Origin of the sequence: Marmoricola sp. URHB0036 (assembly GCF_000426045.1) — a bacterium.
GTDB lineage: Bacteria > Actinomycetota > Actinomycetes > Propionibacteriales > Nocardioidaceae > Marmoricola.
In genome coordinates this window covers 77858-93048 of record NZ_AUEP01000006.1, presented here as the reverse complement: position 1 = coordinate 93048, position 15191 = coordinate 77858, and the positions used below count along the sequence as shown (strand labels likewise).

At 69.8% G+C, this 15191-nt stretch carries 15 protein-coding genes; 8 read left to right on the top strand and 7 right to left on the bottom strand.

Translation table 11 applies throughout. From position 1 onward, the window contains the following. Positions 1-69: 69 nt before the first annotated feature. Positions 70-513 (bottom strand): nitroreductase family deazaflavin-dependent oxidoreductase, encoded by a 444-nt coding sequence (locus H976_RS0107330; protein WP_027861009.1) that lies wholly within the window; start codon positions 511-513, stop codon positions 70-72. A 56-nt stretch (positions 514-569) separates the two neighbouring features. Here H976_RS0107330 and H976_RS0107325 point away from each other — a divergent pair, with 56 nt between their 5' ends. Then, the gene (locus tag H976_RS0107325; RefSeq protein ID WP_027861008.1) at positions 570-1487 is read left to right on the top strand and encodes a 1,4-dihydroxy-2-naphthoyl-CoA synthase; all 918 of its coding nucleotides are present in this window, start codon (positions 570-572) and stop codon (positions 1485-1487) included. A 5-nt stretch (positions 1488-1492) separates the two neighbouring features. Here the strand turns inward: H976_RS0107325 and H976_RS0107320 are convergent, their stop codons facing one another. The 5 genes from H976_RS0107320 to H976_RS0107300 all read right to left on the bottom strand — a co-directional run bounded on the left by H976_RS0107320 (position 1493) and on the right by H976_RS0107300 (position 7062). Then, positions 1493-2884, bottom strand: coding sequence for an FtsX-like permease family protein (locus H976_RS0107320; RefSeq protein WP_027861007.1), 1392 nt, complete (start codon positions 2882-2884; stop codon positions 1493-1495). Beyond that, on the bottom strand, positions 2881-3636 hold the full coding sequence (locus tag H976_RS0107315; RefSeq protein ID WP_027861006.1) for an ABC transporter ATP-binding protein: 756 nt from the start codon (positions 3634-3636) through the stop codon (positions 2881-2883). Before H976_RS0107315 ends, H976_RS0107320 begins: the two co-directional genes overlap by 4 nt. Before the next feature lie 81 nt (positions 3637-3717). Further along, positions 3718-4365 (bottom strand): response regulator transcription factor, encoded by a 648-nt coding sequence (locus tag H976_RS0107310; RefSeq protein ID WP_027861005.1) that lies wholly within the window; start codon positions 4363-4365, stop codon positions 3718-3720. Further along, the gene (locus H976_RS0107305; protein ID WP_155918044.1) at positions 4365-5537 is read right to left on the bottom strand and encodes a sensor histidine kinase; all 1173 of its coding nucleotides are present in this window, start codon (positions 5535-5537) and stop codon (positions 4365-4367) included. The genes H976_RS0107310 and H976_RS0107305 overlap by 1 nt, the downstream gene beginning before the upstream one ends. A gap of 31 nt (positions 5538-5568) precedes the next feature. Beyond that, positions 5569-7062 (bottom strand): hypothetical protein, encoded by a 1494-nt coding sequence (locus H976_RS0107300; protein WP_027861003.1) that lies wholly within the window; start codon positions 7060-7062, stop codon positions 5569-5571. A gap of 108 nt (positions 7063-7170) precedes the next feature. Here H976_RS0107300 and H976_RS0107295 point away from each other — a divergent pair, with 108 nt between their 5' ends. The 6 genes from H976_RS0107295 (at position 7171) to H976_RS0107270 (ending at position 13940) form a co-directional block, all read left to right on the top strand. After that, complete coding sequence (locus H976_RS0107295; RefSeq protein WP_027861002.1) at positions 7171-7854, top strand: NAD-dependent deacylase; 684 nt, start codon at positions 7171-7173, stop codon at positions 7852-7854. Positions 7855-7906: 52 nt separating this feature from the next. Further along, on the top strand, positions 7907-8659 hold the full coding sequence (locus H976_RS0107290) for a VIT family protein (protein ID WP_051276395.1): 753 nt from the start codon (positions 7907-7909) through the stop codon (positions 8657-8659). A gap of 94 nt (positions 8660-8753) precedes the next feature. After that, positions 8754-9983, top strand: coding sequence for a Re/Si-specific NAD(P)(+) transhydrogenase subunit alpha (locus tag H976_RS25070; protein ID WP_081682735.1), 1230 nt, complete (start codon positions 8754-8756; stop codon positions 9981-9983). Continuing rightward, positions 9980-10315: an NAD(P) transhydrogenase subunit alpha gene (locus H976_RS25065; RefSeq protein ID WP_036225192.1), complete on the top strand. Its 336-nt coding sequence runs from the start codon at positions 9980-9982 to the stop codon at positions 10313-10315. Before H976_RS25070 ends, H976_RS25065 begins: the two co-directional genes overlap by 4 nt. Further along, positions 10312-11709 carry an NAD(P)(+) transhydrogenase (Re/Si-specific) subunit beta gene (locus H976_RS0107275; protein WP_027861000.1) on the top strand — a complete coding sequence of 466 codons (1398 nt, stop codon included), beginning with the start codon at positions 10312-10314 and terminating at the stop codon, positions 11707-11709. The genes H976_RS25065 and H976_RS0107275 overlap by 4 nt, the downstream gene beginning before the upstream one ends. A 113-nt stretch (positions 11710-11822) precedes the next feature. Next, positions 11823-13940 (top strand): ATP-binding protein, encoded by a 2118-nt coding sequence (locus H976_RS0107270; protein ID WP_027860999.1) that lies wholly within the window; start codon positions 11823-11825, stop codon positions 13938-13940. Between the two features lie 12 nt (positions 13941-13952). On the opposite strand, the gene upp is transcribed toward H976_RS0107270, so the two are convergent. Next, on the bottom strand, positions 13953-14594 hold the full coding sequence (gene upp, locus H976_RS0107265; protein ID WP_027860998.1) for a uracil phosphoribosyltransferase: 642 nt from the start codon (positions 14592-14594) through the stop codon (positions 13953-13955). Between the two features lie 85 nt (positions 14595-14679). On the opposite strand from upp, the gene H976_RS0107260 reads away from it, so the two are divergent. Next, positions 14680-15189, top strand: a complete 510-nt coding sequence (locus H976_RS0107260; protein ID WP_231388825.1) for a tRNA adenosine deaminase-associated protein — start codon at positions 14680-14682, stop codon at positions 15187-15189. Positions 15190-15191 lie beyond the last annotated feature (2 nt).

Genomic DNA, 15191 nt, shown 5'->3' with positions numbered 1-15191 from the left:
TCACCCATAAACGACGAAACGGACATCGTGTTACGTGGTGGACAGGGGGATTTTCAGAGGGTCGGGACCTCAGTCGATCGGGGTGAGCTTGAAGACCGGGATCTGGCGGTCGGTCTTCTTCTGGTACTCGGCGTAGGTCGACCACGTGTCGACCGCGAGCTGCCACAGGTCCGCCCGCTCCTCGCCCTCGACGAGCTCGACGCGGTAGGTCTTCTTGACCGCTCCGTCCTGGAGCTCGACCTCGGGGTGGGCGACGAAGTTGTAGTACCACTCGGGCTGGTCGTCGGCGCCACCCTTGGAGGCGATGGCCACGTAGATGCCGTCGCGCTCCACCCGCATCACGGGGTTCTTGCGCAGGTTCCCGGACTTCGCACCGACCGAGGTGATCACCACGATCGGGTCGTTGCCACCTCGCAGGGTGTTGGCCTCCTGGCCGTCGGTGGCCTCGAACTGCGCGACCTGGTCGCGGACCCACTGGGCCTTGCTGGGGACGTATTCGCCTACAAGTGTCATGTGCCCCATAACACCGCGATCCCGCCTCGGATTCCAGCGTCACTAGTGTTCGCTGCATGACTGCGATCGACGGTGTCAGCGAGATCTTCGACCCGGCCGACTGGGACGACGTACCCGGTTTCGAGGACCTGACCGACCTCACCTACCACCGGGCGAAGGAGCACGGCACCGTCCGCATCGCCTTCGACCGGCCCGACGTGCTCAACGCCTTCCGCCCCCACACCGTCGATGAGCTCCTGCGCGTCCTCGAGCACGCGCGTACGACGAGCGACGTCGGCTGCGTCCTGCTGACCGGCAACGGGCCGAGCGAGAAGAACGGCAAGTGGGCCTTCTGCACCGGAGGCGACCAGCGCATCCGGGGGAGGGCTGGCTATCAGTACGCCGAGGGTGAGACCGCGGACACCGTCGACAAGGCGCGACTCGGACGGCTGCACATCCTGGAGTGCCAGCGGCTGATCCGGTTCATGCCCAAGATCGTCATCTGCGTCGTACCCGGGTGGACGGCGGGCGGGGGGCACTCGCTGCACGTCGTCTGCGACCTCACCCTGGCCAGCGCCGAGGAGGCCCGCTTCAAGCAGACCGACGCCGACGTCGGCAGCTTCGACGGCGGCTTCGGGTCGGCGTACCTCGCGCGGCAGGTCGGCCAGAAGTTCGCCCGCGAGATCTTCTTCCTCGGCCAGGAGTACTCCGCCGAGGACGGCGTCCGGATGGGTGCGGTCAACCAGGCTGTGCCGCACGCCGAGCTGGAGAAGAAGGCGCTGGAGTGGGGTCGGCTGGTCAACGGCAAGAGCCCGACCGCCCAACGGATGCTGAAGTACTCCTTCAACCTGATCGACGACGGTCTCGTCGGTCAGCAGCTCTTCGCCGGCGAGACGACCCGCCTGGCCTACATGACCGACGAGGCCCAGGAGGGCCGCGACCAGTTCCTGGAGAAGCGCGACCCGGACTGGTCGTCGTACCCCTGGTACTACTGAGCCGCTCAGGTGCGGAGCGCTTCCACCGGCGTGACGTCGACGGCCCGGCGGGCCGGTCCGGTGGAGGCCACCAGGACCAGGACGACAGCGCCGGAGGCGACTGCTGCCAGCACCAGCGCGGGGAGGCCCCAGACGAAGCCCGGGGTCTGGAAGCCGACGAGGGACTGCGCCCCCGCAGACCCGAAGAACAGGCCGAGGGCGATGCCCAGCCCAGCCGCGGAGCAGGCGAGGGCCGCCGACTCCAGGACGATCATCCGGCGCACCTGGGACCGGGTGAACCCGAGCGCGCGGAGCAGTCCGATCTCGTGCCCGCGCTCGATCACCGTGAGCGACATCGTGCTCACGAAGCCGACACTGGCGATCACGGCGGAGACGACGATGACCGCGACCAGCACCGTGGTCATCGTCGACAGCAGCGACAGCGCCTGCTGTCGTTGCGCCGGCGAGGTCTCCCACGAGTCCACCGACCGGCGCAGCGCGTCCATGCCGCAGGCGAACGTCGTCACCAGCGTCACCCCCACGACCAGGCCCATCGTGCTGCGCGTGGTCCGCAGTGGGTTCTTGACCGCATTGCGGCGCGCGACGAGTGAGGGGGGAGAGCTGCCCAGGATCCGGCCGAGGCCGGCGACGACCGCGGGGATGACGAGTCGTGCGCCGGTGAGCAGGCCGGTGGACATCGTGGCTGCACCGACGAACGCCACCAGGAACCCCAGTGCGGTGCCACCGACCTCACCGATCCACATCGCCGCGACCAGCAACAGCGCTCCCGTGCCGATCAGCGCCCAGGACCCTCGACGGCGCGCTGCCGGTCCGTGGTCCTCGCGCGGATCCGCGGAGGCCCCGAGCATCGCGGTCGCCGGCGCCACTCGGAGGACCCTGCCGGTCCCGATCCTGCCGGCGAGATAGGTCGTGGCCGTGCTGACCAGGACCGGGGCCACCAGCCACCAGGTGAGCCACGGGTAGTCGGCGGTCCGCGTGAGCTGGCCCTGGTCGACGAGCACGATGCGGAGGACGTCGCCGGCCAGCGCCCCGACCAGCACACCCCCGATCGCACCGGCCGTCGCGAGCAGGGTGGTACGACGAGCCACCGACGAGCGCAGCGACCTCGCCGATCCGCCGAGCAGCCGCAGCAGTGCGATCCGGTGCAGCATCCCGGCGAGGACGGTGTCGATGCAGTTGACGATGACCACCGCGGTGACGTACGTCGCGATCAGGATGAACACCGCAGCCACCACCGGCAGGATGGCCGCGACGGCAGCTGTTCCCGATGCCGTGCTGCTGGCCGCGAAGACGGCGCTGCACGTCACCAGGAATCCGGCGTAGACGCCGGAGATGCCGGCGACGACCGAGATCGTGCTGAACTGCCGCACCGATCCGAGGACTGCCGGGGTCTTCATGCCGCCCCGACCTCGAGCTCGATCAGCAGGGACGCGATCTCCTCGGGCGTGCATCGCGGGTGGTCGCCGACGATCCGGCCGTCGGTGATCATCAGGATCCGATCGGCTCGCGATGCGGCCACCGGGTCGTGGCTGACCATCACGATGGTCTGGCCGTAGCTCTCCACGGCGCTGCCGAGCAAGCCGAGCACCTCTCGCGAGGACCGGGTGTCGAGGTTGCCGGTCGGCTCGTCGGCGATCACGACGCTGGGTGTCCCGGCCAGGGCCCGGGCGATCGCGACCCGTTGCTGCTGCCCGCCGGACAGCTCACCGGGTCGGTGGTGCCGACGCTCGTCGAGGCCGAGCTCGCCAAGCAGGCGATCCACTCTGAGGTCGTCCTCGCGGGTCAGTCGACGACCGGCGAGGGCGAGCGGCAGGAGCACGTTCTCCATCGCCGTCAGCGTCGGCACCAGGTTGAAGGCCTGGAAGACGAACCCGACGTGCGTACGACGCAGCACGGTTCGCGCCTCCTCGTCGAGCAGGTGCAGACCGTGCCCGGCCAGCCAGACCTCGCCGGACGTCGGGTCGTCGAGACCGGCAGCGAGGTTCATCAGCGTGGACTTCCCGGAGCCGGAGGGCCCCATGATCGCCGTGAACCGGCCTTCCTCGATGTCCACGGTGACGTTGGCGAGAGCCGTGACCCGGCCGGTGCCGTGGCCATAGGTCTTGGTGGCGCCTCGCAGGGAGAGCACGACGCGGGACGGTGCAGTCATGCTGCTCACGCTAGGAAGCCGGCGACCGGGAGACATCTGCCGCGAGAGGTGAGCTCGCGTACGTCGCGAGAGGTACGCGGCTCAGATCAGTCCGTGCTGGTAGGCGTAGATGACGAGCTGGACCCGGTCGCGGAGGTCGAGCTTGGTCAGGATGCGGGACACGTGGGTCTTGACGGTTCCGACAGCGAGGAACTCCTGCTCGGCGATCTCGGCGTTCGACAGTCCCTGCGCGGTGCGCTGGAGGATCTGTTGCTCGCGTTCGGTGAGGGCGGCGTACTCCGGACCCGGTGGGAGGGTGGGCCGGGCCCGGAAGCGTTCCCACAGCTGCCTCGTCGCGCCCGCGGCCACCACCTGGTTCCCGGACGCCACGGCTCGAACGGCGGCCAGCAGGAAGTCCGGCTGGGCCGACTTCAGCAGGAAACCGCTGGCGCCGGCCTCGATGGCAGCGGCCGCTGCCTCGTCGAGGTCGAAGGTGGTGAGCACCAGGATCTTCGGGCAGTCGTCCCCGAAGTGCTCGACCAGCGCACGCGTCGCTGCGACACCGTCGACGCGCGACATCTGGACGTCCATCAGCACCACGTCCGGACCGAGCTCGGCGACACGTGCGACGACCTCGGCACCGTCCCCGGTCTCGCCGACGACCTCGAGGTCGGCCTGGGACCCCAACACCATCGCGATGCCGGCGCGGAACATGGCCTCGTCGTCGACCAGCAGGACGCGTACGGCCATCAGCCGACCTTCGCCGGGATGCGGACGTCGACCACCCACTGCCGGCCGTCGCGTCCGGCCCAGAAGATCCCGCCGGTCGCGGCCACCCGCTCGGCCATCCCGCGAAGCCCGTGGCCCTCGCCGCGGGCGGCATCGTCGGGAAGGGTGTTGGCGACGCGGACGGTGTACCCGTCGCGCCAGTCCTCCTCGAGGACGACCGGTCGGCCGTGGTCACCGTGCTTCAAGGCGTTGGTGAGCGCCTCGGTGAGGACGTGTCCCGCCACCGCCGCCGCGGCGCCGGGCCGAGGTGCGCCGTGCCGGGCGTGGTCGATCGACAGGCCCGTTCGTCGCATGCGGTCGATGACCCGATCCGGTGCTGGAGCCTCGAGGGGCGCTGCGGTTCCGTCATCGCGCAGCTCGGCCAGCAGGCCCCGGACGTCGTGCATGGCCGTGCGCGCCGTGTCGCCGATGAGGCGCAGTGCGTCCTCGGCCCTGCCCGGGTCGTCGTCCAGCACGTACCTCGCACCGTCTGCCTGAGCCGCCACCACGGCCCACGAATGGGCCACCACGTCGTGCATGTCGGCCGCGATCCGGCCGCGCTCGCGCTCCTGCCGGTAGAGATCCTCGAGGCGTGCCTGCTCGGCAGCGCCGAGAGCCGCGTCCACCCTCGCCTGCACCGCCTGGCGTTGCTGCCAGCGCACGAAGCCCGCGATCCAGCCGCCACCGATCACCACGGTGGTGAGGGCGGCCATCCCGATCCCGGCCGTGAGCGTGGGACGGAACTGCCCGATGCCGACGAACCCGGTCCAGACGCCGGCGACTGCCACCGCCAGGAGCGTGCAAAGGAGCCCGAGGCGACGCACGGTGCGGGACGGGTGCGACCCCAGGACGAAGGCCAGCGGACCGTAGGCGAGGTCCGCCGCGACGGCGACCTCGCCGGTGAGCACCTGGACGAGCGCCGCGGCCAACCCGGCCAGCAGCACGAGGGGCACCGAGGCCCGCCGCACCGCAAGCGCCACGGCCAGGGCCAGCGTGGCCCACGCCGTCGTCGACGACGCGACCGACTGCGCCAGGCCGAAGACCAGGCCGAAGGCGGTGGCGACGGCGACGTCGAACGCCAGCCGGTGTCGGGTGATCCGGTTGACGTCCCACCACACGTCAGCCAGCCCAGCCGGCTCCGGAAGCTCTCTCATGCGGTCATTATCCGCGGCGTGCCGAAAGCGGTTATGCGCTCCTGCAGCTCGCTCCGAGCTGGAGCATCCGCGCCCGCTCCTGCGCGCTGTGCGTCCCGAAGGTCGGATCGTTCAGCTGGGCGACCGAGTACGTCGAGGTCAGTACGTGCGCCAGGCAGTCGGCCTTGGACGGCGAGATACCGCGCTTGACGAAGCCGGCGCCGATGTAGGCCCGGGTGAGCAGGAGATTGACCGCCTGGTCCGAGACGTCCTTCCCGACCTTGGCCTTCGTGCCCGGGTCGCACGACTCGAAGCCCAGCCGATCGCCGGTGCGGCTGACCTTGGCCGGTGAGCCCGGTGCAGCAGCCACCCAGCGTTGCAGCGCCGACAGCATCCGGGAGGTGTCACCACCCGTCTCACCCGTGTACGTCGCGCGCGCACACACGTTCCCGTCGCGGGTGAAGGAGATGTAGCTGTCACCGCCGCGACCGTCGGCCGCGGCCAGCGCCTGGTGCAGCGGGATGCGCTCGGCGAGCATGAAGTACCACTGGAGAGCCCCGAACGCACCCGAGTCGAGCTTCTTCTCGCCGCCTGCGAGCTTGGGCACGCCGACGTCCGTGGCGCGGGTCTTGCCGGCGAGCGCCTTGAGCGGGTCGATGAGCGCCGACTCCTTGGGGATCTTGCGAAACAGGGCGTCGACCGAGGAGTTGCCACCGTCGGCGGCAGCCGTCTGCACCAGCGCCTCACCCAGGGTGTACGACGACGACATCATCGTGACGATGATCTTGGGGATCTTCTTGTAGGTCTTGTTGGCCTCGTCGAACTCGCCCTGCTTGCTCGAGTCGAGCGCCTTGCGTTGTTTCGGCGGAAGTGACTGGCGATAGCTGGTCTCGACGCGGTCGGCGTCTCCCTCGATGACCGCGTCCAGCACCGAGCCCTCGTCCGTGCTGTCGTCCTTGGACTTCTCCAGCTTCTTCATCTTGGCGCCGATGCCGAAGTTCTGGTCCTGGAGCACGTGGGTGAGCTCGTGGACGAGGGTCGACTTCATGGCCGGTGTGACCCGCTGCCCGCGGACAGTGATGTTCTGGTCGTCGAACGAGTAGTAGGCGAGGGTCCCGCTCCCGCTGAAGTCGTTGACGGCGTCGAACAGGTCGGGGTTGCCCTTGACCAGGCCGAAGGCGCGGAGCAGCGCCATGGCTTGGTCGATCTCCTTCCGGTCGTTCTTGCTCAGGTCCTTCTCGTCGGACGTCACGGTCTTCTCGAACTTCGCCGCCGGCAGGAACTTCACCGCTACCGGGTGCTTGAAGTAGAGGCCGCGCTGCTTCTCCGCGATCTTCGTGTAGGGCAGGATCCGCGCGTCCCAGGCGGCGGGGTACGTCGGACCGTGGTGCTTGCTGCTGTCCAGCAGCGTCCGGGCCAGGAAGCCACCGCCGGTCAGGATGAGTACGACGACGAGGATGATTGCCCAGATCGGCACCCGCGACTCGGGCTCGAAGCGGGGTGCTGGGCGGTGCTGCGGAGCAGGCGGGAACCCGAGGTCGCTCATGGCCCACGAGGTTATCGCCGGGGCCTCGTCAAAAAAGGCCAAACAGACAAATCGCTCACCCGCTCACGAGTGGACGAGCACTGGGTAGCCTGCGCCCGTGAGGGTCCCATGAAGGTCGTGGTGCTGACCGGTGCCGGCATCTCCGCGGAGAGCGGGCTGCCGACGTTCCGCGACGCCGACGGGTTGTGGGAGGGGCACGACCCGATGGCGGTCGCGACGCCCGAGGCCTTCGCGGACGATCCCGACCTGGTGCAGCGGTTCTACGACGAGCGGCGGGCGGCCCTGGCCCGGGTCGAGCCCAACGCCGCCCACGTGGCGCTGGCCCGGCTCGAGGAGCGCCTCGGCGAGGACCTCCATCTGGTGACGCAGAACATCGACGACCTGCACGAACGGGGCGGGTCGACCCGGGTGCACCACATGCACGGGCGGCTGCGCGCCGCCTGGTGCACGACCTGCGACCACCGGCACGAGTGGACCACGACGCTGGTCGACCGGCCGGCCTGCCCGACCTGCGGCCACTCGACCCTGCGGCCCGATGTCGTCTGGTTCGGGGAGGTCCCCCACGACATGGACGCGGTGCAGCGGGCGCTGTTCGAGTGCGACCTGTTCGTCGCGATCGGCACGTCCGGGCTCGTCTACCCGGCCGCCGCGTTCGTGCACTACGCCATCGGGGCGGGCGCCGACACCCTCGAGCTCAACCTCGCCCCGGACCCGGTGAGCGACTTCGCCCAGGTGCGACAGGGACCGGCGACTCGGACGGTGCCGGCCTGGGTGGCGGAGATGCTGGCGTGAGCGCAGCCTTTCCTTCGTTGCGGCGCATCGATCGAGTCGTGACGATGGGGCCATGTCTTTCCCCACCACCGGCCAGCCGACCGGCGACCCTCCGCCGATGAGCCGGCACGAGGGTGAACCGCACGTCGACTCCGTCAACAACCTGCTCAACAAGCTGCGGGCGTCGGTGCTCGGCGCCAACGACGGCATCGTCTCGGTGGCCGGCATCGTGATGGGCTTCGCCGGCGCCACCACCGACCGGCACACCATCTTCCTGGGCGGGATGGCCGGACTGGTCGCCGGTGCGCTGAGCATGGCGGCCGGTGAGTACGTGTCGGTGAGTACCCAGCGCGACACCGAGCGGGCGCTGATCGCGAAGGAGACCAGGGAGCTGGCCGAGGAGCCGGAGGAGGAGCTCGCGGAGCTCGCGGACCTCTATCGCGAACGAGGGCTGTCCGAGGACCTGGCTCGGAAAGTCGCCCTGGAGCTCACCGCGCACGACGCGCTGCGCTCCCACCTCGACATCGAGCTGGGCATCGACCCCGACGAGCTGACCAACCCCTGGCAGGCCGCGATGGCCTCGATGGTCGCCTTCACACTCGGCGCGCTCCTGCCGATGCTCACCATCCTGCTCTTCGGTGCAGGTCTGCGGGTCTACGTCACCGTCGCCGCGGTCACGGTCGCCCTCGCCCTCACCGGTTACGTCAGCGCGCGCATCGGCGACGCGCCCACCCGGCCGGCCGTGCTCCGCAACGTCGTCGGCGGGTTGCTGGCGATGCTCGTCACCTACGCCATCGGCTCCCTGATCGGCAACGGTGTCGGCTGACCGCCCGGGCGACCCTGTCCGCTTTGATGCACGTACGGATGAGACGCCGATCTCATTTACCGGTCACGGCGGCTGCTTCCGTTAGGTTCGCCTCGTGAAGATCGCAGTGGCAAGGGAGACGCGTGACGGCGAGACCCGGGTGGCGATGGTCCCCGAGCTGGTCGGCAAGCTGACGGACCTCGGCTACGAGGTGCTGGTGGAGCCGGGCGCCGGCGCCCGTGCGGAGTACGACGACGAGCTGTACGCCGAGGCCGGCGCGACTGTCACCGAGGACCTGCTGCCCGACGCGGACGTGGTGATCTCCGTCAACGCGCTGCCCGGCTACCGCGCCCGGTTGCTGCGCGACGGAGCAGCCGTCATCTCCTTCCTCCCGGTCAACTCCTCCCACGACCTGATCACCGACCTGCGCGACCTCGGCATCACCTCGTTCGCGATGGAGCTGGTGCCGCGCATCTCGCGCGCGCAGTCGATGGACGCCCTCTCCTCGCAGTCGCTGGTCTCCGGCTACCGCTGCGCGATCGTCGCGGCCGGGCTGCTGCGCCGGTTCTTCCCGCTGAACATGACCGCGGCCGGCACCGTGCAGGCCGCCCAGGTGGTGGTGCTCGGTGCGGGTGTCGCGGGCCTGCAGGCGATCGCGACCTCGAAACGGCTCGGTGCCGTCGTCCAGGCGTACGACGTGCGTGCCGCGGCTGCCGAGGAGATCCGGTCGATGGGTGCCAAGTCGATCGACCTCGAGCTCGAGACCCTCGAGGGCTCCGGTGGCTACGCCCGCGAGATGACCGAGGACCGAGCCGCCCGGCAACGTGAGCTGCTGACGCCGTACATCGCCAACGCCGACGCGCTGATCACCACCGCCGCCGTGCCCGGTCGGCAGGCACCGATGCTGGTGACCGCGGAGATGGTCGAGCAGATGAAGCCCGGCTCCGTCGTGGTGGACCTGGCGGCCGAGTCCGGTGGCAACGTCGAGGGGTCCGTGGCCGGCAAGGTCGTCCGGATCGGCCAGGCGCAGGTGTGGGGCGGTGACAACGTGCCGGCGCAGATGCCCGGCCCGGCGTCCAAGCTCTACGCCCAGAACGTGGTCAGCCTGCTGACGCTGATGACCAGCGAGGGCGAGTTCGCCCCCGACTTCGACGACGAGGTGGTCTCGGGCTCGGCCGTCACGCACGGGGGCCGGATCGTCCACGAACCCACGCGCGAGGCCATCGAGGGGCCGATCGCGGTCGAGCCGGAAGCCGAACCAGAACCGCCCACGGGTGACGAACAGCCCTTCGACTCGGCTCAGGAACCATTCGATCTCCCCTTCGACTCCGAGGAGCAGCAGTGAACGACGCCGTCGTCTGGCTGACGATCTTCGTGCTCAGCGTGTTCGTCGGCATCGAGGTGATCTCCAAGGTCTCCTCGACGCTGCACACCCCGCTGATGTCCGGCGCCAACGCGATCCACGGCATCATCCTGCTCGGCGCGATCCTCGTGACGGGCACGACCGACAACGGGGTCGCGGTCGCCGTCGGGCTGGTCGCGATCGTGCTGGCCGCGGTCAACATGGTCGGCGGCTTCGTGGTGACCGACCGGATGCTGCAGATGTTCGTGCGCAAGAAGAAGCCCGCCCCGAGCAGCGTCGACGGTGCGGTTGAGGGTTCGGGGGGCGCGAAGTGACTCCGACCTGGGTGCAGCTCGTCTACCTGGCCTGCGCGGTCTGCTTCATCCTCGCGCTCAAGGGGCTCTCCGGTCCCAAGACCGCACGCACCGGCAACCTGATCGGTGCAGCCGGGGCCGTGGTCGCCGTCGCGGTCCCCTTCTTCTACAAGCCCAACGGCGTCGACCACCTGCACCACGTGCCGCTGATCCTGGGCGCCATCGTGATCGGTGCTGCCGGTGGCGTCATCGGCGCCCGCCGGGTCCAGATGACCCAGATGCCACAGATGGTGGCGCTGTTCAACGGTGTCGGCGGTGGCGCCGCGGCCCTGGTCGCGCTGCTGGAGCTGCGCGAGATCATCGAGGCCGGTGGCGACCCGGGCTGGTTCGTGCTGGTCGCGACGGCGTTCACCATCTTCGTGGGGTCGGTGTCCTTCGCCGGCTCGGTGGTCACCTTCGCCAAGCTGCAGGAGCTGATGACCTCGGCTCCGGTGGTGTTCCCCGGTCTGGCCCTGGCCTTCGCCGTCGCCCTCCTCGGCGGCGTCGGGCTCTCGACCCAGCTCGTGGTCGACCCGACCCTGTGGGTGGGCATCGTCCTCGGGATCGTCGGGCTGGTCTTCGGGCTGCTGCTGGTGCTTCCGGTGGGTGGCGCCGACGTACCGATCGTGATCTCGCTGCTGAACGCCTTCACCGGCCTGACGGTGGCCGCGGGCGGTTACGTGCTGGGCAACGTCGTGCTCCTGGTGGCCGGCACGCTCGTGGGGGCCTCGGGCACCTTCCTGACCCTGCTGATGGCTCGGGCCATGGGCCGCTCGGTCACCAACATCCTTTTCGGCGCCCTCAAGGGCGGCTCGACCCTCGGCGGCGGAGTCGCTTCCGACCGACCGGTCAAGTCGGCCGGTCCCGAGGACGTCGCGATCATGCTGGCGTACGCCGACCGCGTGATCATCGTGCCGGGCTACGGACTGGCCGTCGCCCAGGCGCAACACTCCCTGCGCGAGCTCGTCGACCTGCTCGGCGAGCGCGGCATCGAGGTCGACTACGCGATCCACCCGGTCGCGGGGCGGATGCCCGGCCACATGAACGTGCTGCTCGCCGAGGCCCAGGTGCCCTACGAGCAGCTCAAGGAGATGGACGAGATCAACGGTGAGTTCAAGGACGCCGACGTCGTCCTCGTCGTGGGAGCCAACGACGTGGTCAACCCGGCCGCCAAGACGACCCCGGGCGCGCCCATCTACGGCATGCCGATCCTCAACGCCGACGAGGCCAGGCAGGTCGTGTTCATGAAGCGCTCCATGCGGCCCGGCTTCGCCGGCATCGAGAACGAGCTGCTCTTCGAGGAGAACACCACGCTGTTGTTCGGCGACGCGAAGGACTCGATGGGCAAGCTGGTCAACGCCGTCAAGGCCCTCTGACCTGACCTGTCGGTCGCCCGTCGGAGGCGACCTCTGCAAAATCTCCCGCAAAAGGGCATCCCGGCACATACTGGACGCCAGAGTCGGTAACTCGGCCGCACGCGGGGGGAACGGTGTCGGACAACAGCGCGTCAGCGTCTGCGCAGCAGACCTTCCTGACCGCTGCGCAGACGCGGTTCACCGCTCGACACCTGCGAATCGCGCTGCTGCTCCTCGGTGTCCTCGCGGGCTCGTGGCTCACCCTGACCGTGGTCGAGGCCGAGAGCCTGGTGCCGGCCATCTGGCCGGCCTGCGGACTGGCCGCCGGACTGCTGCTGACCTCGCCCCGACACCTGCACCCCAGCCTGACGGCGGCCGTCTTCGTGCTGATGCTCGTCGCCTTCCTGCTGCAGGGCTACGACTGGGCAGTGGCGGTCGGCTTCAGCGCCAGCTCGACCGCGGCCGCCTGGGTCGTCCGGGCGCAGCTGGTGCGCGGGCTCGAGGGCCGGCGAGCGGCGCTGCTCGACCAGGGCGACGTCTCGCGCCTCATCGGTGCCATCGCGGTCGGCTCCGCGGTGGCCGGGATCGGCAGCGGCCTGACGATCGCGGTCACCGGCGATGGTGTCCCGTGGCTCGGCGCGCTGGGTGCCTTCGGCGCCTCGGCCGCTGCGCTGATGGTGCTGCTGCCGCTGTTCCTGGAGACCCTCACCTTCGAACCGCTCGCCGGGCGGCGGGAGCGGGTGATGCAGGGCGTGCTGACGTTGGGTACGACGTTCGCGGTCTTCGCGAGCACCAACGCCCCGCTGGTCATCTTCGCGGTGATGCCGATGTTCGCCTGGCACGCCTTCCGTGGGACGTTGCGCGAGGCGACGGTCCTGCTCACCCTGACGGGGATCATCGGCACCGGCCTGACGATGCTGCAGATCGGCCCCATCTTCGCGCTCGGCACCCGCTACGGCCTCGAGCCCGAGCTCGCCAACGGCGTGCTCCAGCTGTTCCTGGTCGACTGCGGCCTGATCTTGATGCCGCTCTCGGTGATGGTCACGCAGCAGCGGATGTCGGCTGCGCGCGCCGACACCGAGCGGGAGACTCTGCGCCGCCTCGTCCAGTCGGCCACCGGGACGGCGATCATCGCCACCGGCAACACCGGCCGCATCGTGCTGTTCAACCCCGGCGCGGAGGCGATGCTCGGCTACGTCTCCGAAGAGGTCATCGGTCAGCTCCCCGACGCCTTCCACCCGGCCGACGAGCTGCGCCGCCAGGCCTCACGGCTGCGGGCACTGCCGAACTTCTCCGACATCTGCCGGGCGTCGGTCGCGGCCGGCGAACGCAACCAGCTCTGGCGCTTCCGTCGCAAGGACGGCGAGGAGCGCACGATGCGGATGACGCTGACCGCGGTCCCGGGCGAGCGCGGCGAGCTGACCGGCTACCTCGCCACCGCCGAGGACGTGACCGAGCGTGAGGATGCGCAACGAGCGCTGCTGCTCACCCTCGAGCACCAGCGGACCGCGGTGGAGCGGCTGCGCGAGCTCGAGCGGGTCAAGGGCGACTTCGTCTCCACGGTCAGTCACGAGCTGCGTACGCCGATCACCAGCATCATCGGCTACACCGAGCTGCTCGGTGACGGCGCCGTCGGGGAGCTGACCTTGTCGCAGCAGGAGATCGTCGACCGGGTCGACCGCAACGGCCGTCGGCTGCTGCTGCTCGTCGAGGACCTGCTCACGCTCTCGCAGATCGAGGCCTCGGCCCTGAAGATCGAGCCGGTCGTCACCGACGTACGGACCGTGGTGACCAAGGCCCACGAGGCGATCACGCCCACCCTCGCCGATCGCGCGCTCGAGGTGTCGGTGCTGGTGCCGACGCAACCGGTGGTGCACCACGGCGACCCGGTGCAGCTCGAGCGGATGCTGGTCAACCTGCTCACCAACGCGGTGAAGTTCACCCCCGACGGTGGCCGGGTCGAGCTGCAGCTGCGGGCCCTGAGCGAGAACACCGAGATCGTCATCAGCGACACCGGCATGGGCATCCCCGAGGACGAGCAGTCCAAGCTGTTCACCCGGTTCTTCCGGTCCTCGACCGCCACCGAACGGGCCATCCAGGGCACCGGCCTCGGCCTGACCATCGTCAAGGCGATCGTGGCCCTGCACGGCGGCCGGATCGACGTCCAGTCCGCACACCAGCGCGGCACGACGGTGACGGTCAGCCTGCCTCGTCAGCAGGACATGGCCGAGGTCAGCCGCGCGACCGGCTGAGCCTGTCGAGGGTCACTGGGCCAGGCCGTAGAGCCGGTCGCCGGCGTCGCCGAGGCCCGGCACGATGTAGCCCTTCTCGTTGAGGCGCTCGTCCAGGGCGGCGGTCACGACGCGCACCGGGACGTCGAGACCCTCCAGACCGGACTCGAGGTTCTGCACGCCCTCGGGCGCGACCAGCAGGCAGATCGCGGTGATGTCGTCGGCGCCACGATCGGTGAGGAACCGGATCGCGGCGGCCAGGGTGCCCCCGGTCGCGAGCATCGGGTCGAGCACGTAGCACTGGCGGCCCGACAGGTCGGCCGGCAGGCGCTCGGCGTACGTCGAGGCCTCGAGCGTCTCCTCGTTGCGGACCATGCCGAGGAACCCCACCTCGGCCGTCGGCATCAGCCGCATCATCCCCTCGAGCATGCCCAGACCGGCCCGCAGGATCGGCACCACGAGCGGACGGGGTCGGCTGAGGTTGACGCCCTCAGTCGGCGCGACCGGGGTGGTGATGTGCACCGCCTCGACACGGACGTCGCGCGTCGCCTCGTAGGCGAGCAGCGTGACCAGCTCCTCGGTGAGCCGACGGAACTCCGGTGACGCCGTCTCCTGGTCGCGCAAGGTGGTCAGCTTGTGCGAGACCAGCGGGTGGTCGACGACGTGCAGGCGCATGGCGTACACCGTAATGGGCAGCCGCGTTGGTGGTCCTTGCCGCCTACTTCTGCGACGATCGGGAGGTGAGCAGCGAGGAGGGCTGATGGAGAGGGGCGGGGCGATGACCGAGGTCAGCGACGCCGAGGTCGGCGAGATCGACCTGGCCGTCGTCGCCTACCGCGACGAGGGGGACTGGAGCCTGTCGGAGCTGCCCGACCGCTCGCTCGACTCCGTGGACACCATCGCCAAGGAGCTGCGCCGCTATCCCGGTGACAACGGCGCCCTCGCGCTGATCTCGGTGGCCGAGGACTTCGTGCTGCTGGTGCGCGCGCAGGGCCAGCTGGTCCGCGTGCTGCTCTCCGACGCGACGGCCGCCACCGACTGGAGCCTGGCCCGGTCGGCCATCGACCACATCGGCGTGCACGTCGACGACGAGGACGACCAGGCTCCCGCCGGTGACCTCGCGATCGTCGCCGACATGGGGATGTCGGCCCAGGACATGGGCGCCCTGCTGGACGACTACGACCTCTACCCCGAGGAGATCCTCAGCGAGGTCGCCGACAACGCGGGGTTCGGCGGCAAGTTCGACGAGCTCGTCGGCCTCAACGGGTGACC

Coding starts and splice junctions, on each gene's coding strand:
- H976_RS0107330 (WP_027861009.1), bottom strand. CDS start 513: ATGACACTTGTAGGCGAATACGTCCCCAGCAAGGCCCAGTGGGTCCGC.
- upp (WP_027860998.1), bottom strand. CDS start 14,594: ATGCGCCTGCACGTCGTCGACCACCCGCTGGTCTCGCACAAGCTGACC.
- H976_RS0107305 (WP_155918044.1), bottom strand. CDS start 5,537: ATGAGAGAGCTTCCGGAGCCGGCTGGGCTGGCTGACGTGTGGTGGGAC.
- H976_RS0107300 (WP_027861003.1), bottom strand. CDS start 7,062: ATGAGCGACCTCGGGTTCCCGCCTGCTCCGCAGCACCGCCCAGCACCC.
- H976_RS0107320 (WP_027861007.1), bottom strand. CDS start 2,884: ATGAAGACCCCGGCAGTCCTCGGATCGGTGCGGCAGTTCAGCACGATC.
- H976_RS0107290 (WP_051276395.1), top strand. CDS start 7,907: ATGTCTTTCCCCACCACCGGCCAGCCGACCGGCGACCCTCCGCCGATG.
- H976_RS0107295 (WP_027861002.1), top strand. CDS start 7,171: ATGAAGGTCGTGGTGCTGACCGGTGCCGGCATCTCCGCGGAGAGCGGG.
- H976_RS0107315 (WP_027861006.1), bottom strand. CDS start 3,636: ATGACTGCACCGTCCCGCGTCGTGCTCTCCCTGCGAGGCGCCACCAAG.
- H976_RS0107310 (WP_027861005.1), bottom strand. CDS start 4,365: ATGGCCGTACGCGTCCTGCTGGTCGACGACGAGGCCATGTTCCGCGCC.
- H976_RS0107325 (WP_027861008.1), top strand. CDS start 570: ATGACTGCGATCGACGGTGTCAGCGAGATCTTCGACCCGGCCGACTGG.
- H976_RS0107260 (WP_231388825.1), top strand. CDS start 14,680: ATGGAGAGGGGCGGGGCGATGACCGAGGTCAGCGACGCCGAGGTCGGC.